This window comes from Vulgatibacter incomptus, from assembly GCF_001263175.1.
GTDB lineage: Bacteria > Myxococcota > Myxococcia > Myxococcales > Vulgatibacteraceae > Vulgatibacter > Vulgatibacter incomptus.
In genome coordinates, this window is the sequence record NZ_CP012332.1 from 1822761 (window position 1) to 1845270 (window position 22510).

19 protein-coding genes and 1 pseudogene are annotated in these 22510 nt (G+C 67.6%); 5 read left to right on the forward strand and 15 right to left on the reverse strand.

Annotated elements, in window-relative coordinates; translation table 11 throughout:
* Positions 1-109 precede the first annotated feature (109 nt).
* Positions 110-595: a GNAT family N-acetyltransferase gene (locus AKJ08_RS07485; RefSeq protein ID WP_050725495.1), complete on the forward strand. Its 486-nt coding sequence runs from the start codon at positions 110-112 to the stop codon at positions 593-595.
* On the opposite strand, the gene AKJ08_RS07490 is transcribed toward AKJ08_RS07485, so the two are convergent.
* Genes AKJ08_RS07490 through AKJ08_RS07500 form a run of 3 tightly spaced genes read right to left on the reverse strand, consistent with a single transcriptional unit; the run spans position 585 to position 7799 of the window.
* Positions 585-3215, reverse strand: a complete 2631-nt coding sequence (locus AKJ08_RS07490; RefSeq protein WP_050725496.1) for an ATP-binding protein — start codon at positions 3213-3215, stop codon at positions 585-587. The two genes, AKJ08_RS07485 and AKJ08_RS07490, sit on opposite strands and share 11 nt — an antisense overlap.
* A gap of 41 nt (positions 3216-3256) precedes the next feature.
* The gene (locus tag AKJ08_RS07495) at positions 3257-5851 is read right to left on the reverse strand and encodes a VCBS repeat-containing protein (RefSeq protein WP_157370550.1); all 2595 of its coding nucleotides are present in this window, start codon (positions 5849-5851) and stop codon (positions 3257-3259) included.
* 10 nt (positions 5852-5861) lie between these two features.
* A complete protein-coding gene (locus AKJ08_RS07500) occupies positions 5862-7799 on the reverse strand; it encodes a hypothetical protein (RefSeq protein ID WP_157370551.1) in 1938 nt (645 codons plus the stop codon).
* Positions 7800-8052: 253 nt separating this feature from the next.
* Here AKJ08_RS07500 and AKJ08_RS07505 point away from each other — a divergent pair, with 253 nt between their 5' ends.
* Positions 8053-10191 carry a choice-of-anchor D domain-containing protein gene (locus tag AKJ08_RS07505; RefSeq protein ID WP_050725499.1) on the forward strand — a complete coding sequence of 713 codons (2139 nt, stop codon included), beginning with the start codon at positions 8053-8055 and terminating at the stop codon, positions 10189-10191.
* A 154-nt stretch (positions 10192-10345) separates the two neighbouring features.
* A pseudogene (locus AKJ08_RS20875) lies at positions 10346-10801 on the forward strand (AAA family ATPase); the annotation flags it as partial.
* Positions 10802-10891: 90 nt separating this feature from the next.
* Here the strand turns inward: AKJ08_RS20875 and AKJ08_RS20355 are convergent.
* Entirely contained in the window at positions 10892-11281 is a 390-nt protein-coding gene (locus tag AKJ08_RS20355) for a hypothetical protein (RefSeq protein ID WP_240475465.1), read from the reverse strand.
* A gap of 531 nt (positions 11282-11812) precedes the next feature.
* Between AKJ08_RS20355 and AKJ08_RS20360 the strand changes: the two genes are divergently transcribed.
* Positions 11813-13024 (forward strand): tetratricopeptide repeat protein, encoded by a 1212-nt coding sequence (locus AKJ08_RS20360; protein WP_338062188.1) that lies wholly within the window; start codon positions 11813-11815, stop codon positions 13022-13024.
* Between the two features lie 125 nt (positions 13025-13149).
* Here the strand turns inward: AKJ08_RS20360 and AKJ08_RS07515 are convergent, their stop codons facing one another.
* The 10 genes from AKJ08_RS07515 to AKJ08_RS07560 form a co-directional block, all read right to left on the reverse strand.
* Complete coding sequence (locus tag AKJ08_RS07515; protein WP_050725501.1) at positions 13150-13392, reverse strand: hypothetical protein; 243 nt, start codon at positions 13390-13392, stop codon at positions 13150-13152.
* A 250-nt stretch (positions 13393-13642) separates the two neighbouring features.
* Positions 13643-14557 carry a hypothetical protein gene (locus tag AKJ08_RS07520; protein ID WP_157370552.1) on the reverse strand — a complete coding sequence of 305 codons (915 nt, stop codon included), beginning with the start codon at positions 14555-14557 and terminating at the stop codon, positions 13643-13645.
* Between the two features lie 78 nt (positions 14558-14635).
* The gene (locus AKJ08_RS07525; RefSeq protein ID WP_157370553.1) at positions 14636-15529 is read right to left on the reverse strand and encodes a hypothetical protein; all 894 of its coding nucleotides are present in this window, start codon (positions 15527-15529) and stop codon (positions 14636-14638) included.
* Between the two features lie 11 nt (positions 15530-15540).
* On the reverse strand, positions 15541-17064 hold the full coding sequence (locus AKJ08_RS07530; protein ID WP_050725504.1) for a caspase family protein: 1524 nt from the start codon (positions 17062-17064) through the stop codon (positions 15541-15543).
* Positions 17061-17870, reverse strand: a complete 810-nt coding sequence (locus tag AKJ08_RS07535) for a hypothetical protein (RefSeq protein ID WP_050725505.1) — start codon at positions 17868-17870, stop codon at positions 17061-17063. Before AKJ08_RS07535 ends, AKJ08_RS07530 begins: the two co-directional genes overlap by 4 nt.
* A complete protein-coding gene (locus AKJ08_RS07540; protein WP_050725506.1) occupies positions 17870-18361 on the reverse strand; it encodes an RNA polymerase sigma factor in 492 nt (163 codons plus the stop codon). Before AKJ08_RS07540 ends, AKJ08_RS07535 begins: the two co-directional genes overlap by 1 nt.
* Before the next feature lie 87 nt (positions 18362-18448).
* The gene (locus AKJ08_RS07545; RefSeq protein ID WP_157370554.1) at positions 18449-19084 is read right to left on the reverse strand and encodes a hypothetical protein; all 636 of its coding nucleotides are present in this window, start codon (positions 19082-19084) and stop codon (positions 18449-18451) included.
* A gap of 174 nt (positions 19085-19258) precedes the next feature.
* Positions 19259-19930, reverse strand: a complete 672-nt coding sequence (locus AKJ08_RS07550; protein ID WP_050725508.1) for a DNA-3-methyladenine glycosylase I — start codon at positions 19928-19930, stop codon at positions 19259-19261.
* 356 nt (positions 19931-20286) lie between these two features.
* Positions 20287-20625 (reverse strand): YnfA family protein, encoded by a 339-nt coding sequence (locus AKJ08_RS07555; RefSeq protein WP_050725509.1) that lies wholly within the window; start codon positions 20623-20625, stop codon positions 20287-20289.
* Positions 20622-21032, reverse strand: coding sequence for a winged helix-turn-helix transcriptional regulator (locus tag AKJ08_RS07560; RefSeq protein WP_050725510.1), 411 nt, complete (start codon positions 21030-21032; stop codon positions 20622-20624). The genes AKJ08_RS07555 and AKJ08_RS07560 overlap by 4 nt, the downstream gene beginning before the upstream one ends.
* 176 nt (positions 21033-21208) lie before the next feature.
* Between AKJ08_RS07560 and AKJ08_RS07565 the strand changes: the two genes are divergently transcribed.
* Positions 21209-21625 (forward strand): DoxX family protein, encoded by a 417-nt coding sequence (locus AKJ08_RS07565; RefSeq protein WP_050725511.1) that lies wholly within the window; start codon positions 21209-21211, stop codon positions 21623-21625.
* 16 nt (positions 21626-21641) lie between these two features.
* Here AKJ08_RS07565 and AKJ08_RS07570 read toward each other — a convergent pair whose 3' ends face one another.
* Positions 21642-22322, reverse strand: coding sequence for a DUF542 domain-containing protein (locus AKJ08_RS07570; RefSeq protein ID WP_050725512.1), 681 nt, complete (start codon positions 22320-22322; stop codon positions 21642-21644).
* Between the last annotated feature and the right edge of the window lie 188 nt (positions 22323-22510).

Consider the following 22510-nt stretch of genomic DNA (forward strand, 5'->3'; position numbering starts at 1 on the left):
CGCAGATTGCCCTCGAAACCAGGCCTGGATTCGCGTGGCTATCGAGCGGTGCCGATCCAGTCGTGATCGCGCTCTCACGGCCCCCGCGCCCCTGTGATACGAAAAGCGAATGGTCGAGCTACGCGCCGTGACCCGGGAAGACATCGAGCGGTTCTTCGAGCACCAGCTCGATTCGACCGCCAATTGGATGGCTGCTTCCACGTCCAGCGATCCTGCCGATCGCGCGACGTTCGAGGCGCGCTGGGAACGGAATCTTGGCGAGCCGACCATCATCATCCGCACGATCGTGCATCGGGGCGAGGCGGTCGGTTACGTGGCCACCTTCCTCCGCAACGATTCGCGCGAGGTGGCGTACTGGCTCGGCCGGGCGCATTGGGGCCACGGGATCGCTACCGACGCGCTCGAACGATTCCTCACCGAGCTGCAGGAACGTCCGCTGCACGCTCGGGTCGTGCAGGACAACGTCGCTTCGCTGCGGGTGCTGGAGAAGTGCGGCTTCCAGCCAGTGGGGCGCGACCGCTTCTTTTCACGTGCCCGCGGCTGCGAGGTGGACGAGGTGGTGCTCGCGCTCGGGCCGAGCGCCATCAGCCCGTGACGAGGCGTCGGCCGGACGATCCGGCGCCTGCCTCCGTAGGGGGCGCGATCGCGAGCTCCGGATCGAGCAGATAGCCGTCGGCATGGCGCAGCAGAACGGGGGCCAACCCCAGCGAACGAAGGATGCGGATGGCGCTCCAGACCCGGGCGCCCGCAGCGGTGGGGAGGATCTTCTCGCCGGGCCAGCCGATGCTGGCGAGCTCGTCGCTGCTCGTCCCCGTACCTGGGGCACGCAGCCGGTTCTCGACGAGGCCACGGAGGATGAGTCGGACCGCGCTCCGCTTCCGCAGGTCCACGGTGGCGCCGTCGCCCAGGGCGAAGAAGGCCGCTTCCGGACCGATGCGCAAGACGGTCGGCTCGTCCCCTCCCGGAGCCGTCGGCTCGCGCTCGGCGAGCGCCTTTTCGAGGAGACGCCTGGCGACGAACAGCCCCTCGACGGTCTCCGGCGACGCGTCCGAGGTCGCGCTCAGCCGCTCCCGCAGCCGGGCCTCGACGGATGGCAGGTCCCCGCCGCCTGTGGCCGCGCTCAGCTCGATGATCCCCTCGAGGAGCGAGAGCATCCGTTCGCTGGCGGGATCGCCGACTTCGCCGAAGGCCGAGCGCGCTTCTTCGATCTCGCGGCGCGCCTCGTCGCAGCGCCCCAGCTTCGCGAGCGCCGCGGCATGGAACGGCAGCAGCGTGGCCCAATATCGTTGAGCGCCGAGCTCGCGCAAGGTGGCGACGCCTTCGGCGATCCGACGGTCGGCTTCGCGCAGATCGCCCCGCTCGAAGGACAGGATCCCCAAGTGCCCGGTAGCGATGCCGTGGAGCAGGCGGTTGCCGGATCGCCGATCGATCGACAGGAACGCGTGCAGGTGCTTTTCCGCCTCGTCTAGGTCGCCCATGGCGAGGGAGAGAGTGGCCAGGTTGATCGTCGCGTACGCGAGCGAGGCGACGTTCTCGAGGGAGCCGAAGATGCTGCATGCCTCCTCGAGCGCGTGCCGCGCGGCGCTGAAACGTCCACGATGGGATCGGATGCTTCCGAGGTTGAGGAGCGCCACGCCGCAGTAGCGGAGGTATCGGCCTTGGCGGAAGACCGCGAGGGCCTCCTCCATCCATCGTGCGCTGGCGTCGAGGGCGCCTCGGCACTCCTCGAGGGCGCCGAGCACGAGGAGCGCCTGCCCCTCGAGATAGCGATCCCCCACCTCACGAGCGATGGCCAGCGCCCGCTCGAGCTCCTCTCGCGCTTCGGGCTCCGCCGCCGGAACGCGCAGCGCGGCCGACGCGACGAGCAGGGCGCCCTCGCTCCGACCGCCGCGGGAGATGGCGAGCCCCTCGTCGAGGTCCTGCCGGGCGGATGCGACCTCGCCGCTCCGCTTGAAGAGGCGCCCACGCTCCCACAGCGCCCGCGCCAGGAGGGCTGGGTCGCCGTCGCGACGCGCCGCCTGCACGGTGCCGTCGAGGATCTCCCGCTCGAACGATGTCTGCCCGCCGCGGGTGAACAACGCCGCGATGGCGATGCCCAACCGGGCGGAGGCTCCGGGTTCGTTGGCGAAGGAACGCTGGTGGGCCACGAGAAGGTTCTCGCGCTCAAGTGTCAGCCAGCGCAGGGCCTCGCCGGCGTCGGGGCCTTCGACGCGCGCGGCCCACTCCTCGCCGGCAAGCGCGAAGTGGTGGGCGTGGAGGCGCTCGAGCTCCGCTTCGCCACCGAGGGCCGCGAGCTGCCGGGCGGCGAACGCCCGGATGCTCTCGTACATGGAGAACCTGTCGCCGTCGAGCTGCAGCAACGCCTTCTCGCGCAGCCCGTCGAGTCGATCGACGATCCCGTCGCCACCCAGGATCGCCTCCGCCGACTCGAGCGTGAAGCCGCCCACGAAGACCGACGCCCGCGCGAGGACGTGCTGCTCCGCGCGCGTGAGCAGGTTCCAGGAGAGCGACAGCGCCTGCGCGAGGGAGCTGTCTCCGGACCGCAGCAGATCGAGCCGCTGGTCGATCCGCTCGAGCAGCTGCTTGGGCGAGAGCACCCGCACCCGGGCCGCCGCCAGCTCGATGGCCAGCGGCACCCGATCGAGCCGTCGCACCAGCTCGGCGAGCGGCTCGCGCTCGGAATCGGGGAACGAGCGATCCGCCCACGCCTCCCGCGCTCGATCGAGGTAGAGGGCGATCGCGTGGGCCTCGTCGAGGGGCCCCAACTCGAAGCGCACCTCTCCCTTCACGCCGAACGGCACGAGCGAGGTCACGAGCAGCCGTAGATCGCGGCAGCGATCGAGCCACTCCTCGAACACCGGCGCGAGGGCCCGCGCCGCCGGATCGACGTCGTCGAAGAGGAGCAGCATCGGCCCACGGGCGGCCAGGCTGCCGACGATCGATTCACCGCGCCGCTCCTCTAGGCCGAGGCCGTCCGCGACGGCGGCGCGAAGCTGCGCCTGGGTCCTGCAAGCCCGAAGGCCGATCACGCGGGTCGGCACGTCGACCTGTCGGATCAACCGCCGGGCGAGGCGGGTCTTGCCCATGCCCGACGGCCCGGTGATGGTCAGCAGCCTCGTGCCGGCGCCGAGCAGGTCCCGCGACACCGAGAGCTCCCGGTCCCTCCCTACGAAGGAGGTCCGCTCCGGGAACTCACTGCTCGTGTCCAGACCCAAAGGCGACTCCGCGATGGCGTCGCCCGAGCATAACAGCCGCCTCACTCCACCGGGCGAACTCCCACGGCGTGCACGCCGAGGAGCACCTGGACCGCCACCGCGGTCGAGCCGTCGCTCCTGCGCAGCGGGACGGCGCGCCAGGCCTCGCCGGGCATCGGCACGCGCTCGCCGAGCGTCCCGTCCATCAGGAGGACCACCGCATCGGCGCGCCTGCGGGAGTCGGCGGACTGCGCGGTCACGAGGTGCGGTGGGACGGAGTCGCTCCCAGGCACGAAGACGATGGGCCCGCCGTTGCGGCGATGGAGGTGCCAATGGGGCTCGACCTCGGTGTCGACGCTCCAGGCGATGTCCCCTGTGGCGCCGTCGAGGAGGACCGCCTCGTTGTTGCAGGTGGTGGCCGCGATCCGCAGCACTCCCTCCTCCTGGAACACGTGGCCGAACCACGAGGCGCCCGGCAGGCTCTCGCCGTCGGGATCGACGGGATTCGGCTTGGGTGGCAGGAGAGACTTCCATTGCATGGCGCCGGTGAGGCCGTCCCGGCGCGCCACGAAGCCGTTGCGTTCGGTCGTAGCGCCTCCGAAGACCAGGCCGCCGGGAACGGCGCGGGCCCAGAGGCTCAGCTCGGTCTCCTCCGGGACGAGCCAGCGACGCACGCCGTCGGGGTTCACGACCGAGAGCGTGTTGGGGTAGTCGATGAGGCCGGGCTCGGTGCGCACCACGATCGCCACCTTGCCCGCGCCGTCGACCTCTCCGACCGAGATCTCGCCGTATTGGCAAGGAGCGATTGCGGTCGCCCAGGCCTGGTCGAACCTCTGGCCGTAGCACCGCAGAGTGCAGGAGGTCTGACCGGCCCGGCGGCCCTCGAGGACGAGGACTTCGTCCACCCCGTCGCCGTCCAGGTCGGCCACCGCCATTGCGACCGGCTCTCCGATGAGGGGCAGGGTCGCTTCCCGGATCCCATCGAGGGAGAAGCGCTCGATCACGCCTTCGCCGTCCGACCGCATGGCCCGTGCGGCCGCGACGATCTTCGCGGCGCCGTCGCGCTCGACGTGGGCCGCGGCCACTTCGACCACAATGCCCCATCGGCCGACCTCGAGGCGCCGGAACCACCGGCGTGTCCCCGTCGCGTCGAGAAGGGCGAGGGAGCCCTGGTAGTCGCCCGTCGCCAGCCAATCCTCTGCGCCGATCGGAATCGCCCCGGAGGCGGTGAAGAACGACCCGAGATCGTTCTCCCAGCGCAGCGCACCGGCGTCATCGATCGCCCGCAGCATCCCGTCGTCGCCGCCGAGCACGAGGGTGTCGCCGCCCACAGCGAAGGTGCGGATCTGCGCCCAGGTGTCGAAGCGGAACCGCACGCGGTCGGTGGCATCGTTGGCGAGCCGAACCGCGATGGCGCCGCCGGGAGTCCCAAGGTCGGGGTAGCCGGTCGAGAGGAGCAGGAGCGGCTCTCCGCCCCACTCCGCCACCTCCGCATGCGTCACGTAGCCGACCGTGCCCAGGCGCCAGCGCTCGGTTCCGTTGGCGTCGAGCGCCAGCACGATTGTGGGACTCCTCGCGATGTCGGCGGCCCAGGCGTCCCTGGCCACGACGAGGATCTCTTCCTTTCCGTCGCCGTCCAGATCGCGGGCGAGGATCTGCGTCACCAGCGTTCGAGTCGGATCGTTGCCGAAGAGCTTGACGTCCCTCTGCCACCTTAGCTCGCCCTGCCCGTCCCAGACGCGCAGCGGCCGGCCCCAGGTTGCCACCACCGTGTCGTCGATTCCCGAGCCGTCGAGGTCGACCCGCCCCGCCGCGATGGGCTGCTCGCCCGCGCCCAGCGCGAAGGAGAAGGCGGCTCCACCGTTGCCGGTGAGGCACGCGACCGATCCCGGCCGGCCTTGTCCGGGGCCGCCGACCCACGCGTCTCCCTCGTCCACCAGCAGGAGGCCATCCGAGCCGCTGCACGAGGAGCGGTGGACGAAGGTCGGCACCATCTGGACGGGGAGTCTCCAGAGCTCCTCTCCGGTCTCCGCCGCAAAGGCTGCGTCGCCGAAGTGCGGGAAGAAGGTGGGCCCCGCCGCGCTGTCGAAGACGGTGAAGAAGGGGAACTTCGCCTCGATGGGGATGCGCCAGATCACCTGTCCGTCGCGCCCGTCGAAGAGCGTCGCGTCGCCCATGCTGCTGGCCACCAGGAGGTTGGCGCGGCCGTCGCCGGCCGGTACCGCCGCGAGGTCGTAGACCCAGTCGTTGTCCCCGCCCAGAAGGAGGTTGTCCGTGGCAGCCCAGTCGGCGAACCAGATGACACCGCTTCCGTCGCCCGAGAACAGCAGGGGACGCCTGCCGCCCACCGCGACCTGCGTGGTTCCATCCCCCAGGAAGTCGGCGACCACCAGCGCGCCCACCTCCGCGAAGCCCTGATGGCGCCACTGCCGATCGAAGACGTATCCGTCCCAGCTGGAACCCGGGGTGCCTGCCGTACCGCCTGCCCCGCCCTCCCCGCCGCCGCCGGCGCTACCGCCCTCGCCGCCCTCGCCGCCCGCATCGCTGCCGCCGGCGCCGCCCGAGCCACCTTGGCCGTCGACGACGCGACGGCCCGACTCCTCGCCGCAAGCGATCGCGCCGAGGAGGAGGAAAACCAACAGTACCCACGTTCGCATTCGTCAATCCTCAGGGAGCCGCTACCGGGGTCGGCAAGGGGCGCATCCCGACGCCGCCCGTGCCGAGCTGGCCGGCCTCGCCCGCGCCCCAGCAATACGCGCCGCCCCCTTCGATCAAGCCGCAGGACGAGTCGCCCCCCGCACGAATCTCCGTGAACGCGAGCGCCCCGAGCGTCCGCGCAGGCAGCTGGCGGTCATTGAGATCGCCCGTGCCGAGCTGTCCGGACGCGTTGCCACCCCAGCACCACCCTTCGCCCTCGGCGTCGACGGCGCAGGTGTGGAAGGCGCCAGCGGCAATTCCGTCGAAGATGTGGTCGCCCTCGACCTGCACCGGCTCCGAGACCTCCCCCACCTCGTCGGGCGCGACCCGTGTGCCGAGCTGCCCTTCGACCGCGCGCCCCCAGCACCAGGCCGTCCGGTCTCCAGCCAAGGCGCAGACGTGGTTTCCACTGGTGGCCAGCTCGGCGAAGACATGGCCGCCCAAGACCTCCATCGGCGCGGCGTGGCGGGACGGTTCGCCGAAGAGAAGCGGCCCGATGCCTAGCGCGCCGGTATGGGCGCCCCAGCACCAGGCCCTCCCGTCGACGTCCAGGGCGCAGGTGAACGACGTCGAGGGGGCGATCTGGCGGAAGGCGTGCCCACCCGCCACATGGGCTGGGGCACGGATCTGGAAATCGGCGGTGCTGCCCGTCCCCAGCTTGCCGAAGAAGTTGCTCCCCCAGCACCAGGCGACGCCGTCGACGTCGATGCCACAGGTATGTGCATCGCCTGCCGCGATCGACGAAAACGTCAGACCGCCCGCGACGGGAAGCGGCACGGCGCTGTCGAAGATCATCTGCGATCTCTCGTCGACACCGAGCTGTCCCTCGTCGTTCGAGCCCCAGCAGTAGGCAGCACCGGCCGCGTCGAGCGCGCACGAGTGGCGGCCTCCGAGGGCGAGGGTAGCGAGCTCCAAACCGCCGGCGACGGGCAACGCGCGGCTCTCCATCATCATCTGCGAACCGACGCCGAGCTGCAGCGACGAGTTGTCGCCCCAGCAGAGCGCGCCTTCCGCTCCGAGACCGCAGGCGTGGCGCCCGCCCACCGCGATCGTGTCGAGGGAGAGCGCTGGCGCCGGCACGTCCCCGGTGACCGCCTCGAAGTCCATCGTCCCCACCAGGCCGGGGCCCTGGCGGCTGGTGGCGCGAACGCGGGTCGTTCCCGCGGCGAGGCCGCGGACCACGATGGTCGGCATTTCGTCCACCACAGCCTGGGACTCGATGGCCGCCACGCTCGGATCCTCGATCTCCCAGGAGATGTCGAGGAGGACCACGGGACGCGAGAACCAGCCGCCGCCCTGCTGCCCGCGCGCGCGGATTGTGGCGGCGCCCCCCTGGGCCACGACCACCTCTCCGAGGCCGGACGGTGTCTCCACGAAGATGGCGCTCAGCGGTTCGCCGCCGACCTCCAGCTCGATCGTCGCGGATGCGGCGCCGGCCGACGCCGACAAATGGAAGGTCCCGGGCGCGATGCCGGTGACCATCCCGGCGTCCACCGAGGCGATCGATTCGTCGCTGCTCGACCAGATCACGGACACGCCGTCGACGACCTCGCCGTCGAGGCCGCGCAGCGTGGCGACGAAGGACCGCGGCATCTCCTGGAGGAGGTAGGCGCAATCCGGCGCGCACTCGTCGGGGGCCTCCGGGGCAATCTCGATAGTCCCATCGAACTGCGGCATACCGCCGGTTCCGCCGGTGCCTCCGCTGCCGGCGTCGCCTCCCGTACCTCCGCTACCGCCTTCACCGGCGGGACCTCCGCTGCCGCCGGCACCGGCGCCTCCGCCGGCGGATCCCCCGGTTCCACCGGTTCCGCCCGAACCGGCGGAACCCGCCGATGAGCCACCGGACCCCGATGCGCAGCCGCCGGAAAGAACCGCGAGCGCGAGTACACCAGCCAGGATCGTTCGCAAGTTGACGCTCCTCGAAGAGGGAAACCGCTCGATTGTCCCCCCTCCGCCCCCGCGTCGCGCCTGATTTCGCCTGATAGTCGATCGAGGGAGCCCGCGTCGCGCCGCCGGCCGCGCGACCCTTTCGAACGAACCGCGGCGTTAAAGGTGATCAAAGAAGTTTTGTAGAGCCTGCTCCTGGCCGTCTCGTGCGGAATGGACGCCGGTCGCGCATCCGCTCGGACAAGGAGCGACACGACCTGCAAGGCGGTGGGCAATGAACCTGCGTCGGTGGCTGTTTGTAGGACTACTTCTTCTCGTCTCCTCTTCATGCAAGAACAAGGAGCATCTCGTCGCCGCGCCGAAGTTCGCGAAGCTCGAAGCGACTCCGAATCCGCTCGTGTTCGGCGATGTAGGCGCGGGTCTCACCCGGCTCATGAGGGTGCGCATCTCGAACACGGGAGATCTCGCCGTCGACCTGAAGATTCCGTCGATCGAGGCGAGCGATCCGGAGATCTTCTGGCTGCCGGCACAGGAGTACCCGAGCCGGCTCGACCTGGGCGAGGACGCGGAGATCACCGTCGCGTTCTCCCCGAAGGCCGACGGCGCGACCAGCGCCGCGCTCCACCTCCTCGACCTTGAAGGCGCCAAGCTCGTGACGGTACGCCTCGAAGGCAATGGAGGCGGCCCCTATCTCGCGTTCGATCCACCCTCGCTGGATTTCGGACGACAGCCGGCACGTTCGGAGACCAGGCGTTCGGTCTCGCTCGAGAACGTCTCGAACCCGACCGGCATCGTCCTCCTCGACTACGAGATCGACGGCGAGAACGCCGATGCGTTCTCGGTCACACCGGTTGGCCTGCCCTCCGAGATCGGTCTCGAGGACCTCCAGCTCGAAATCGTCTTTCACTCCATTCGAGAGGGGGAGATGTCCGCGAACCTCGTGGTTCACACCTCATCCCCTGAGCAGCCCGTCCTCCGGCTCCCTCTCCATGGCGAAGGAATGCCTCCGGTCAACTGCCAGGTGACGATCGATCCCGCCGAGGTGCGCTTCGGCATCGTCGACTCCGAGGTGCTGAGCCAACGCGACATCCGTCTCGTCAACAAGGGCGCATCGGGATGTCCTTTGTGGGGACTTCAGTTCCAGGGTCCCGACAAATCCCTGTTCAGCCTGGCCGACCAGCCCCCCGACAACTTCGTCATCGCTCCTTCCGAGAGCCTCGTCCTGACCGTCGGGCTGAAGGCGCCGGGAAGGGACGGCGCGGTGCAGGCGGGCCTCTCCTTCGGCCTTGGAAACGGTGACACGCCCAGGCGGGAGGTTCTGCTCTACGCCCAGTTGGTCGCGGGTCTCGACCCATACCTCGACCCCATCACGCTCGAGTTCGAGCCAACGCCCATCGACCGGCTCACGGTCGGCATGGCGGCGGTTCGCCTGAGGCGTTCCGGCACCGTTAACATGGTGGGGGCGGGCTGGGGAAACCCCACGTCGGAGGCCTTCGACTTCGGACGATCCAGCAACTACGATGGGGTGATACGGGCAGATAGGCCCTACGCGATCCCCGTCATTTTCGAACCAAAGACGCTCGGCCTGCACACCGGCACGGTGGAGTTCCTGATCGAGGGTTTCGCCGAGCCGTTGCGGATGACGATCGTGGGCCATGGGATTGCCCCGTGCGGCGACGGTCCCTGCCAGTGGCCCAAGGCCGAATGCTCCCCGGACGGCGAAGTCGTCGCTGGCCGCCAGACAGCGGTCGTCTCCACGAATGCCGGCGCAGAGACCTGCCAATGGTCCGTCGCGGTAGGCGACCGGACCTCGAGGATGTCCGACACGGATCCTTCTTCGTGCCAGGCATCCTTCGTGCCCTGGATCGTAGGCGACTACCTTCTGGACCATATGATCGTCGGGGAAAGCGGGCGAGGCCACCGCTGCCGCATCCCTGTCCACGCGGATCCTCCGAAAGGGATCTGGATCGAGGCGAGAGACCAGGCGGAGTGGTTCACTCCCCTCCTCACCCTTCTCCACTCCGACGGTGGAGACCCGGACGACAGGGATTCGTGGATCAACTATTCACAGACTTGCAGCGCACAGGGAATGTTTCTGCAGGATTGCAGCTGGGACGACACTCAGGGCGATCCCTCCGGAGTGTTTGCGACCAATATGTATGGAGTCACCCTGATGGGCATCCGCGATCCCAGCGTCTCGCATCCCTATTTCGTGGGGATGTCCGGGCACGGAACGCCCTTGGAGCCCAGGGCTCTTCGGAGCCGGATCTATTGTGCGGGACGGCTCGTCAACGACGAAGACGTGAACTTCAAAAACGGAACCGAATTCCAGGTGATCGGTAAGCTCGAGATGACCTCCGCGACCACCTGCCAATTCACCCGCGACGACGCCCGCTGGTCTCTAGATTTCTAGGAAACCGAATGAGCTGCCCCTCGGCGCAGAGCCTGCGGCCGGGGGGCAAGCTGATTCCTTCAGTTGCCGGAAAATCTTCCCCTCGTGAATGGACGCGCGTTCGACCCGTTGGTAGCATCGGCCCGAAGTCACACCGGGCCACGCGGGAGAGTGCTTGCGGATCGCGTCGTCGAGGACCACACGGGATCGGACCCCGTTCATCGGGCGCAGGCGTGAACGCGCTCTCCTGGTCGAGGATCTCAGTCGAGGGACCGGGTGTCTGACGCTCACCGGCCCATCCGGGATTGGGAAAACGCGTCTCGCACGCCAGGTGGCAGCGGAGATGGCCCCCTCCTTCCATGAAGAAGGAGGTGCCTGGTTTTGCAGCCTCGCTGGTTGCCAGAACCGATCGGATGTCGAGGCCTCCGTCGCTCGCGTCCTCGGAATCCCGCAGAAACAGGGCGAGCAGCTGGCGCGTGCGATCGCCCTTCGTGGGCGGACGTTGTTGCTCCTGGACAACGCCGATTCGGTGGCGACGTGGGTAGGCGAGCTGACCGGCTCGTGGCTCGACAGCTGCATCGAGCTTCAGGTCCTGATCACTTCCATCTTGCCGACCGGCATGGAGGGAGAAGTTCGCGTCGAGATCGGCCCCCTCGAAGCTGCCGATGCCGTCGCCCTCTATCTGGAACGAGCCCATCGGGCCTGGGCGGATCGGACGTTTTCAGAGTCGGAAAAACCCGCAGTGGAAGAGCTGGTGGTCCGGCTCGATCGGATCCCGCTGGCGATCGAGCTGGCAGCAGCAAGGGTGCGTGTCCTTCCCCCTCGGGCGTTGTTGTCCCGGTTCGAAGAGCGCTTGGAGCTGCTTCGCTCTGCAACACCGGGACGTCACGGCTCCCTGCTCGGGGCGCTCACGCTGACCTGGGAGCTCCTCCACTCTCGCGAGAAGACCATTCTCTCCCGCGCTTCGATCTTCGAGGGTGGCTTTACCTATGAAGCGGCGACGGAGATCCTCGATGAGGACGCGAGCAAGGTCGAGATACTCGATCTCCTCGATGGACTTCGGAGCAAGTGCCTTCTCCAGCTCGATGACTCGGAGCCGCCTCGCTTCCAACTCTTCGAAAGCGTAAAGAAGTTTGCCGACCGTGAGCTACAACGATCCGGCCTCCAGAATGAGACCGTCCGGAGACATTCGGCGTACTTCCTCTCGAACAGCGAACGCCACGTCGAGCGGATCGAGGGTCCGGATGGATTGGATTCGATTCGCTGGCTCAAGACCGAGCGCGAGAACCTCGTAGCGATCCACTTGCGCTCCATCGACCTTGACCCGGCTCTCGCCGCGAGAGCTGGGCTCGCGCTCGCGCCGGTGATGTTCCTGGAAGGGCAGCCGCCTTCCGAGACCCATCTCGTGGAGACGACGCTCGATGCCGCGCGGCGGAGCGGCGATCCGAACCTCATCATCCGAGCGCTCGCAAACCGCGCCAACATGATTACGCCGCACGGGAGGATCGAGGCCGCGCTCGCCGGCGTCGAGGAGGCCCTGGCCTTGTCACGCCGCGTTGGGAACCGAGAGAGGGAGGGTCACCTGCTCGTTCACGCGGCATCGCTTTACGTTCGCAAGGGAGAGATCGATCCAGCCGCTCCTTTGCTCGAGCTCGCCCTCGAAATCGGTCGCGCCGAGAGTGAACCACTGATCGAAGGCATTGCGCTGATGGCCCAGGGGACGAGAGAGCTGGCCCGCCTGGTCCTCGACGATGCGGAGCGCCTTTACGACCAATCGCTCGAGATCTTTCGCCGGCATGGCTTCGTGAGGCGTGAAGGCGCTGCGCTGACGTGGATCGCTGGAGTCTGGACCAGCCAGGGACGGTTCCGTGAAGCACGTCGGGCCTTGCACGAAGCGCTCATACTCAGCCGGCAAATGGAGAGCCGCACCTACGAAGGCAACACCCTCATGAATCTGGGCGGAGTGGACCTGGCTGCCGGCCGGCTGGACGAGGCGGAGAGCTACTCGATCAAGTCCCTCGCGATTCATCGAGAGATGGGAAACCGGCATGGGGAGGGAATCGTAATCGGGCAGCTTGGCGTCATTGCGCTCGAGCGTGGAGACGTCGAGCTCGCCGACAGTCGCCTGATCCAAGCCGAATCGATCTTGAAAGAATGCGGCGTCAAGGGGTTTCACGCTGCGCTCCTACCCTTCGTCGCTGTGATGGAGGCGAGGGTCGGGAGATTGGCCGAAGCGCGAAGGAGCCTGAAGGAAGCGAGGGACTATTTCCTCTCGGTGAACGATCAAGGCAGTCTCTCTGCGGCGAATATCGTCGAGGGGACGTTGGAAGTCGCCACCGCCCGTATTCTTGCCTCCAGCCAAAGGAACGAGGCGGAGGCCTTGGTCGAGCGCGCCCGCTCGCGGTTGGTCGCCGCGTCGTCGCAGGAGTCCGGGAACGTGGGCGATCTATCCAAGGCCATCCGTCTGCTCAGACAAGACCTGGATCTCTGGGCTGCCGGCTCACGCGAACCGGGCCCTCAGGCTCCTGCGATGGGCCTCCGGGTTGGATCGGCTGGCGCGTGGTTCGAGGTAGCGGGAAACGAGCGTGTCGACCTGCGCCGGCGCAGCGCCCTCCGTCGCATGTTCGATGCGCTCGCCGACAAGAGGCTCAGCTCTCCCGGCGTTGGCCTGGATCCGAACGATCTCTTCGAGCTCGGCTGGCCCGGCGTGCAGCTCCACCCAGAGGTCGCCATGAAGCGGGTTTACCTCGGGATCTGGGCGCTCCGAAACCTGGGACTCACCAACGTGCTGCTGCACCAGACCGATGGCTACCTCCTCGATCCCAAGCTCCCGCTGCTGCGACAAAACGAGTAGGCCGACTTCATGGACGAGAGCCCGCGGGAATCCGCGAGCCCTCGCCCGAGCGAAGCGAGCGCGAAGGCGATCAACGAGACGATCGCCGCCTCGCTCCGACGCTCGCTTTGGCCGGGATCGTCGCCTTAGTCGCAGCGGGCCGCCTTGTTGGCGCAGATATCAACCTTGAGCATGTTCTTCACCTGCTCCGGCATCTTCTCGGGGCGATACGTGTCGGCCCTGACCTGGTCGTTCCGCCGCACCTCTACCATCTGCACGAACGAGGGGCGGGAACGCTCCGTCCTGATGTCATCCGGGAGGCGCGGGGGGGCCGCAGACGCAGCGACCGGGATGGCGAAGGCGATCAGAGCAAAAAGAGCATTTCTCATCGTTTTCTCCTCGGCGGAAGGGGCATCCTTCCACCGTTCCGCTCTCGTGCAGCAGGCATGCCGACCGGGTGAGGCGCCTCTTCGGGCGGTTTTCGGGCCTCTGGTTCGCAGCGCCGAACGCCAGCGGTTCTGCTTCCCGAACCCGTGTCGAATGGTTCAACAACCGGAACCTGGGCGGCAGTTGATCACACGAGCGGCGAGCCCGAGGCGCCGCCGCTCGTGCGATGAATCTCGTCGGTTCAGGCCGAGATCACAGCTCCTCGTAGAAGCAAGACATCCAGTCGTCGCATTCGTTCATGCAGGCGTCGACCGCGTCCGCCTCGGCGCCGCAGTGCTCCTGCAGGCAGGTCCAATCGTCGCTCTCGAGGCAACCCGAGGCCTGGATACAGGCATCGAGAGCCTGGGTCTCGGCACCGCAGGTGACCTGGGTGCAGCCGAAGTAGGCCGCATCCAGGCAGCCCTGGCACTCCGGGCTATCGGGATTGGCGCAAGCGCCGGTGTACGTCACCTGGCACTGGACCTCGTCATACCAGTCATCGGTCGCGGGGAACTGCGAGCTGGGCTCGAAGGTCCGAACCGCGAGAACCGTTCCCGGCGCCAGGATCTCGAACCGTCCGTCGCAGGGCGCCCAGCGCACGAGATGGAACCCGGCGCTCGCGTTCTCCGGATTGGAGAACATCCCCTGGGCCAGCTCCTGCGACGGGGCTGCGTCGAGGTAGACCAGGAAGTCGAGCCAGGAGATCCCGAACATCCGGTCCGGAGCGTCGATGCCGTAGTCGTTCACCGTGAAGGTGCCGTCGCCGTTCACGTCCTCGAAGGCGAAGATCTCCGCGAAACCGAGGTGAACAACCGCGTCGCCGTCCTCGATCGTCGCGAGGATCTCGCTGGGCGGCAGGGAGAATACGGACAGGTTGAACGCCTCGGGGAAGTTCCCCTGCAGCGGCGCCGACTCCGTCGCGAACAGCGGCTCGAAGGCCACGTCGTCGACCCTCGTCCAGACCAGCCCGACGTGAGGATTCACGAGGCCGTCGTTGGCCTGGGCAACCTCACCGGCGACGACGGCCAAGGCGACGTGCCCGGTCTTCCTCTCCACCTCCTCGTTGCACCCCGCCAACAGGGCCACCAGCGTGCTGGTCACCAGGATGTTCCCAATCAAACTCTTCATTGCAACCTCCTCGAAGGCGTCCTTGCGCCTCATGCGTTGCAATTCCTTGGACACCCGATGCCGCGAAACGGGCAAGGTTCACGGCTTACAAAATGTGTTCATGCTGCACGACTTCACGATGCAATTCTCGTAGGCAGCCGCCTCCTTCTCGCACAAGCTCGTGATGCAGGAAGACGACCAATCGCCGCTGCAGTGGCGTTCGACGCACTTCGCGAACCGTTCCTCGTCTCGCACGCAGATACCCTCGATACACGGGACGATGATAATCTCCTCCTTGCACCAATACGGCTCGCCCGGCTGCCCACACTCCGCCGAGCAGTCAGGTCCCTCCGGATCTCCTTCGGCCCCGGGAACCGTGGACAGGTCCGAAGCCGGAGGGAACATGGAGATCTCGAGGGGCGTGTCCTTTGACAAAAGAGGAAAAGGAGCCGAGCACTCGTCCGTGCTCGTGAGATACACTCCTGGCACCACGCCTTGCTTGCCGAAGGCGATCTCCTGGCACTCCGCCCTGCCCGTGGAACCGACGAAGATCAGCCACTGGCTGAAGGCTCCGCCGAAGGCGAGATCGGGGGGCGCGATCGTGTTGGTCAGAGGATCGATCTCCACCCGCCCGTTTCCGTCCACGTCGTCGATCGCGACTGCGACTCCCAGAGCCATCTCGCTTCCGTACGACGTTCCAATTGCCTTCCGTGGCGGAGGGTCCCAGAGATCGACCGTGAATTCCCTAGAGAGGGGACCGGCCGAAATCGGAGCCAGGATCGTCACCGCCTCGGGCTCGCCCATGCTGAGATCGCTGATGTTGAACCAAACGATCGCCAGATACGGATGGCGGATCGACGAGGTGCCGGCGTCGCCGACGAGGGTTCCGTGGAGGCGAACCAGCGGCTCTCCGCGGTAGGTTCCGGCGGCAATCGGATCGCCGCATCCGACGACGGCAGCGGCCATCAAGGGGAACAGTAGCTTTTTCTGCATCGTGTCCCTTCCTAGAAGAACATCCCCAAACCCGCTCCCGCGCGGAACGTCACCGGCGTCTCGGTTCGCCCCTGGCCCGGGAGGAAATACGTGAGGAGCGCGCCGTCGATGCGAAGGTGGAGCGGTCCCGCCAGCGGCGCCTCGATGGTGGCCAGGGGCCCCACCTGCAGTCCATAGGACCTTCGGTCGGGGGTCTGGCGTTCGTGGAAGGCCTGGTCGAACCACGAACCTCCCGCCTCGACGCCGGCGCCGAGACTGAAGAAGCCCAGGTCGAAGGCGTGGAGGGCGCCTAGGGAGAGCGAGAGCTCCCGGGTGTCGATCCGAAGGCGTTCGCCGGTCGTACTCGACGTCGATCGTCCGACGCGCCCTTCGATGGCGAGCAGAGGAAGGTCGAAGCGGATCCCGACGCCCATCTGGAACGCGCCGCCGAGCTCGAGGAGAGAACCGCGTACGCCGCTCTGGACGAAGGCGCTCCAGGTCGACGCCCTCTCCGTCCCTCCCTTGCGCACCACCTGGGCGTAATCGATCCGCCGCAACGAGCCGGGCTCGACCTGGGTGGTGGCGGATTCGGTCACGGAGATCTCCCCCTGGAGCAGGAAGTCGCGGCCGCGCTTGATCACCGAATACGAGCCGGGCCGCAGCGCGAGCCGGGCCCCCTTGGCATCGGTGGTCACCTCGGCGACCACCGACTGACGCGATCCTCCTTCGCTCACCAGCCACGATCCGCCTTCGGAAAAGGCGAGGATCCCCATCCGCCTCCCCGCCTGGACCGGCTGGGTGAGGACGAGATCGTCGCGTCCTCCGAGGTCGAAGCGGTAGGTGGGGTGTTGGGGACCGGCGGCGGTGGAGACCGAGGCCGAGAGGGTCCTCTCGGACGCGTAGGCGAAGGCCTCGCCCAGGGTCACGCGGCCGTCCCCGTCGTGGTCTGCCGCGCCGAGGAGGGCGGAGGCGAGGTAATGGGTGAAGATCGAGGCCCCGAGTGAATCCGACTCCTGAGAGTCCTCACCAGCGGCACTCGAGGTGAGAATCGCAACGCCTTCGGCGCTGGGCCTGTCGAACGCGATTCGGAAGGCGGGCCCAGGGCTTCCACCCTTGATTCGGGTGATCGCGCCGGAGCGACAGGAGTCGATCACCAGGACCCGGGCCGTCGCCGGCGAACCGGCCACCAGATCGCGAAGCTCCCGCATGTCGAGCCGGGTGCCGCCGAGGTGGAGCGATTCGGCGTCGCCGTGGCCGGAGTAATAGACGAAGAGGAGGGCCCCGCCAGGCTCCGACCGTACCCGGGCGTTGATCCCGATCAGGGCCCGGCGCACGCTCTCGGCGTCGGCCTGGGTGACGAGGAGCACGTCCTGCGCCTCGAAATCCCCCACGTCCCGGAGGATCCGGGCCAGGCGCTCTGCATCCGACTCGGCGTAGCGGAGCTGCACCTCGCTGCGATCCCCGGCGTTGGACCCCACCACCAACGCGAAACGGCGGGCGCCCTGGGCAGGCCCCGCCGCGAGGAGAACGAAGAGGAGCGCGAGGAGCCCCCTCATCGCCTGGCCACCTTTCGAATCAGCACCGACGACTGGCTGCAGCGGGGAACCTCGAGCTCCATCGCCTGAGCCGGATCGCCGCCTGCCTTGGTCAAGGCCTCCCAGCCGGCGAGCACCAGCGATTGGGCCGGGACCGGTCGTTCGCAGAACAGCGCCACGATCCGCTCCGGTCCCAGGGTCCCGTCGAGGACGATGCTCCCCGGTAGGACCTGGGCCTTCCCGCCGCCGACTTCGGCGCCGACCACGTAAGTCGTCACCGCGTGGGCTGCGTCGATCCCCACGATCGACACCGAGACCGTGGCCGGAGACGACACCTCGAAGCGGATCGCGTCCCCCGGAGCGAGCTCGTCCCCCGGCAGCACCCGATCGACGCGCCCCGCCGAAGAGCGGACGATCAGAGCGAGGGCGCCGCCCCCCTTCGACCGGAGCCCTTCCGTCGGCTCTTTCGAGGGAAGGATCACCACCAGCGAGATCGCCGCCACAGCGGCGCCTACGGCGAGCACGATCCGTCCGCCTGCCCTCAGGCCCAACCACTCCCGCAGGCGATCACCCCACGGTCGAGAGGCCTTCGTCTCTCTATCCGCCCGGCACAAGAGCTCGGCTGGAAGGCTCTCCTCCGAGACGCTTCGCGCCAGGGAAGAGAGCTCGGCACGGCGGCCGTCGCATCGGGAGCAGCTCCGCAGATGGGCGGCGACGCGCCAGGCGTCGGTCGTGCCGGCGAGCTCGCCGGCCAGATGCCGGTCGAGGACCAGATCCGAGAGGCAATCCTCCCTGCGGGCGGTAATGAAATCCAAGGACCCGCTCATCACACCACCTCCGCGACGGGCTCGGCAGCTGCAAGGGCCAGACGACGGAACTCCTCCAACCGGTTGCCCACCGTTCGGCGCGACGTCTTCACCAGGGCAGCTATCTCGTCGTGGCTCATCTGATCCACGTAGTAGTAGACCGCGATCTCACGCAGACCGTCAGGCACACGCCGGAGGATCCTCGCAAGGGTGAGGCGCTCGTCCGCGGTGGCAGGTCGGGCTTCCTCGTCCCTGGCGACGTGCTCGTCGAGAAGTCGGGCCCTACGGCCCTCGTCCCGGATCCGGTTCAGGCAGAGATTGGTGGTGATCCGGTACATCCAGGTCATTGGGGAGGACTCGCCACGAAAGCTGCCGCCCTCCTCGATCGCCCGGATGAAGACTTCCTGGAGCACGTCCCTGGCCCCCTGCTCGTCCCGGAGAATGGCCCGCGCCCTGCGGAGAACCGCGGGACCGTACCGGCGATAGAGCTCGTCGATGGCTCTTCCGTTCATGCGCAGCTACTAGGACACGCGGGGGCCGAAAACGGGCAAAGGTGATCCGAGAAAGAGATCGAAAGTTGAATCGGATCCCATGCGGGATCATGCCACGGGAGGCGTCTCCGCCTCTTTGGCCGGACGCCGCGAACGCCCTTCGAATCTCCAGCGGTAGAAGCGGGTCCAGAAGATGATCGCGATCCCGCCCAAGATGCCCGGGCCCATCCAGAAGTAGAGCGCGTATCGCTGCAGACCGAATCGCGGAACGTTGACGACAAGAAAGGCCGTCACGGTGCCGATGCACGCCCCGAGCATGTTGCCCATGTGCGTGTACCACCAATCCATCTTGGTGGCCGGGCCCTTGAGCCAGTATCGGAGCTGTCGGATCGCGAGGAAGACACCGAGCGCGGAGAACACGATGTGGAGCGTCGAATGCTCGACGATGCCCACGCCGCCGAGCGCAACCGCAGCCACGAGGAGGAAGGCAGAGGAGCCGGTGTCGAAGATGCTCGCTCTTTCGGTCGCTCTCGATTTCCTTCTCAACACCCGAATGCCGGTCGCCGCGCCATTTGCTGCGAGCAAGCCAACGAATGCCAGGAACCGTGCCCCGGCGTCGTTCGCCTCATTGTCATCCAGCAACCGTGCTGCGCAGATCGCCCAAGCGGCGAGCGCAGCGGCCCACATGGCGAAGGCATAGACCCAGCCGGCGCGCCGATGAACAGGGCTGCCCTTTCTGGCCACCAGCGGGATCCAGAAGGCGCCAAGAGCCACAACACCGGTAACGATGTGCGCCCACCTGATGACATTCACAGGCCCACAGCATACCTGGCGGCCAGCCCTAGTGCGTTGGAAACAGGGTGCGAATGGACTTCACCCAAGCGCGTGGGTTCCGACGCCAAGCGGTCTTCATTACTTCTACCTGCGCGAGGCGCCGTTCGCCGATCGACTGGAGGGCCAGAGCCCCGAAGTGCCTCGCCGATGGCTGCCGACCAGATGCGTGTCGACCATGCCGATCGCCTCCATGAGCGCGAACATGTTCGTCGGACCGACGAAACCGAATCCTCGAGCCCGGAGCGCATGGGCGAGCGCGGTGGACTCCGCCGACGAGGTGGGGATCTCGCCGACGGTGCGCGGGGCCGGAGTCGTGGGCGGCATGAACGACCAGATGTGAGCGTCGAGGCCACCCGCTACACGTAGGGCGAGGGTCGCTCGAGCGTTGGAAATGGTCGCGAGGATCTTGGACCGATTGCGGACGATCGCCGGGTCCCTCATGAGCTCATCCACCCGCGTTTCGTCGAACGTGGCGACGAGCTCCGGCTGGAAGGCCCGGAAGGCCGCGCGAAACGCCGCGCGCTTTCGAAGGATCGTCGCCCAGGAGAGGCCGGCCTGGAAGACCTCGAGGCTGATCCGCTCGAAGAGCTCTCGCTCGCCGTGGACAGGCATCCCCCACTCCGTGTCGTAGTAAGACCGGAGCAAGGGATCGGTCGCGGCCCACGGCGGCCTCGCCAGACCGTCTTCGCAGACGATCGCGCCGGAGCCCATCGGCTCGGCGGCAACATTGTCGGCCATTCCAGGCGTCGCGTTCATCGTCGTATCCCGTTCACCCCGCCTTGCGGCCAGGAGTCGTTCGACGCTCGAAAGGGTCCATCAGGCGTCGGAACCTAAAGCCGGCCGGAACGCCCCGCACTCCGAATCTTGCGGTCGATCTCGCGAACCGACGGGAACCTCCGGCCCGCCTCTGCGGGGGATGCATGGGCGCGTTCCTCTGCGCGAAAAAGGCAGACGCTCGCCATGGTCGCCGCACGATCGTCCACCCCGGGTGAGACCGAGGGAAACACCATGAAGATCCGCCATATCGCCAACCGACCAATCGGCCACGCCGCCGATGGGCGGCCGACGATCGGCTTCCTATGCCGATCGTCGGAAGCGAGCTGTGCGGGACCTCACGACGCTCGCGGGGCGAACGCGATGAGCGCGGCCCCCGCGAGTGTCAAAGCGGCTCCCGCGATGTCCCAGCGGTCGGGGAGCTGGCCTTCGACGAGCCAGAGCCACACCACCGCACAGGCCACATAGACGCCGCCATAAGCCGCATACGCTCGTCCGGCGGTCGGGTGGAAGGTCAGCAACCACGCGAAGGCGGAGAGGCAGACCAGCGCCGGGAACAGCAACCATGCGCTCCGATCCTGCCGCAGGACCATGAAGGCGAGAAAACAGCCGCCGATCTCGGCAAGCGCCGTGAGCACAAAAAGGCTGGCGGTGACCGGGTAGGAGAATGCGCTCATGCGCCCTCCCCTACAGCCGACCGGGAGGAGGCGGGAGCGAGCTCGGCCGTGGTCCTCCGATCGAAGTCCTCGCGCGCACGCTGGATCTCGAATCGATTCTCGTCCGCCCACGCGCCCAGCGCGCGCACGGGCTCGATGAGCGTGTGTCCCAGCGACGTCAGCGAGTAGTCCACGCGCGGCGGATTCGTTGGGAAGACCGTGCGTGCCACCAGGCCATCCCGCTCCAAGCCGCGCAGCGTGAGCGTCAGCATCCGCTGTGAGATCCCCTCGATCGCGCGTTTGAGGTCGCTGAAGCGCCTGGGACCGTCGCCGAGGAGCATGACGACGAGGACGCTCCACTTGTCGCCCACCCGGTTGAGAACCTCGCGGACGGCCAGACAGGACTCAGAGGTGTGCGTTGGTGACATGGGTGTGCCTCCTTGCGCCATTTCCGGCCGTCGTTATCCTGCCGCCGGTTACCAAAGGGAACTATCCACCAAGAAGTGACCGGAGTGAACCCCATGGGTTCCGCCCTCGCAAGGTCCGCGAGAGGTCACTTCGCGGCGCTTCCCCGCTTCCGAGTCGACACACGCAGGAGAACCTGATGTCCATTGCAGCAGCCGCCGTAGCCCCCACTCCCTCGAAGGCCTGGGGGATCTCTCTCTGGATCGCCCAGGTGCTCCTCGCCGTCATGTTCGGGATGGCAGGCCTGATGAAGCTCGCTACGCCCATGGCCGAGCTGGCAGAGAAGATGCCCGGGTTGCCGATCGGCCTCGTCCGCTTCATCGGCGCCTCGGAGGTTGCCGGGGCGCTCGGAATGATCCTGCCGGCCATCACCCGAATCCGCCCGATCCTCACCTCGGTCGCAGGGGCCTGCCTCGTGATCGTCATGATCCTCGCGGCGGGATTCCACGCGATGCGGGGCGAGCTCCCCGCGGTGCCGATGAACTTCGTTCTCGGGGCGCTCGCAGCGTTCGTTGCGTGGGGACGCCTCCGCAAGGCGCCGATCCCCCCGCGCTGACCCATCGCCCTTGCTCTCAGGCGGCGACGAAGCGCGGCATGAGCACGTGGTTCTCCAGGTGAACGTGCTCGAAGAGATCCGCCTCGATCTTCTCTAGCTCGGCGAAGAGAGTGCGGTAGCTGTTACACGCCCAGTCAGGGAGCCGGAAGTCCTCGGCGGCGGCCCGCATGCGCTCGAGGAGGCCGGCGACCTCCAGGTGGTCCGCCTGCATCGCCTGGAGCTCGCGGGCGACGACGGCTACGTCTGGCGCCTCGGCGAGCAGCGCCGGGAAGAGGGTCTCTTCCTCGACGTCCATGTGCTCGACGAGCGACTCCGCCAGCTCCGTGACCACAGCGTCCAGCTCGACGAGGAGCGGGTTGTGGTCCCCGTGCACGCGGCGGACCTTCATCGCGAGGGGCTGCACGAAGCGCAGGCTCGCGCGGAGGGGGACGTGGTACCGGGCGATGACGAATCCGATCAGATCCTTGGTCGAGCGAGTTCGCGGATCGGTTCCGGTCCCGGCGCGGTCCGCGCGCTCTTCGATCGCCTGGCCGAGCTCGGAGAGGAGCAGGTGGAGGTCGACCCGCTTCTCCTCCGCCGCTGTGGCGATCGTCGCCTGTCCGCTGCAGCAGTAGTCGATGCGATGGCGCTGGAACACCGCGGCGCATTCGGAGTGGTCGAGAACGAGCTGGGCGACGGTCTTCTGAGAGTCGAGCATGGAGCCTCCTCGGTTGTCCGACGTCTGGCATTGCACGGCTGGGGCCAACGCGAATCGCGCCGGATATCGACGCGCTATCGGATTCGACGGGCCGGCAGTGGCAGCTGCCCATCGGGGAAGGCCGTTGCTGCCCGCCCGATCGACACACGCGCGTTCGAGCAACTCGCCTTGACAGGATGTCCCCACAG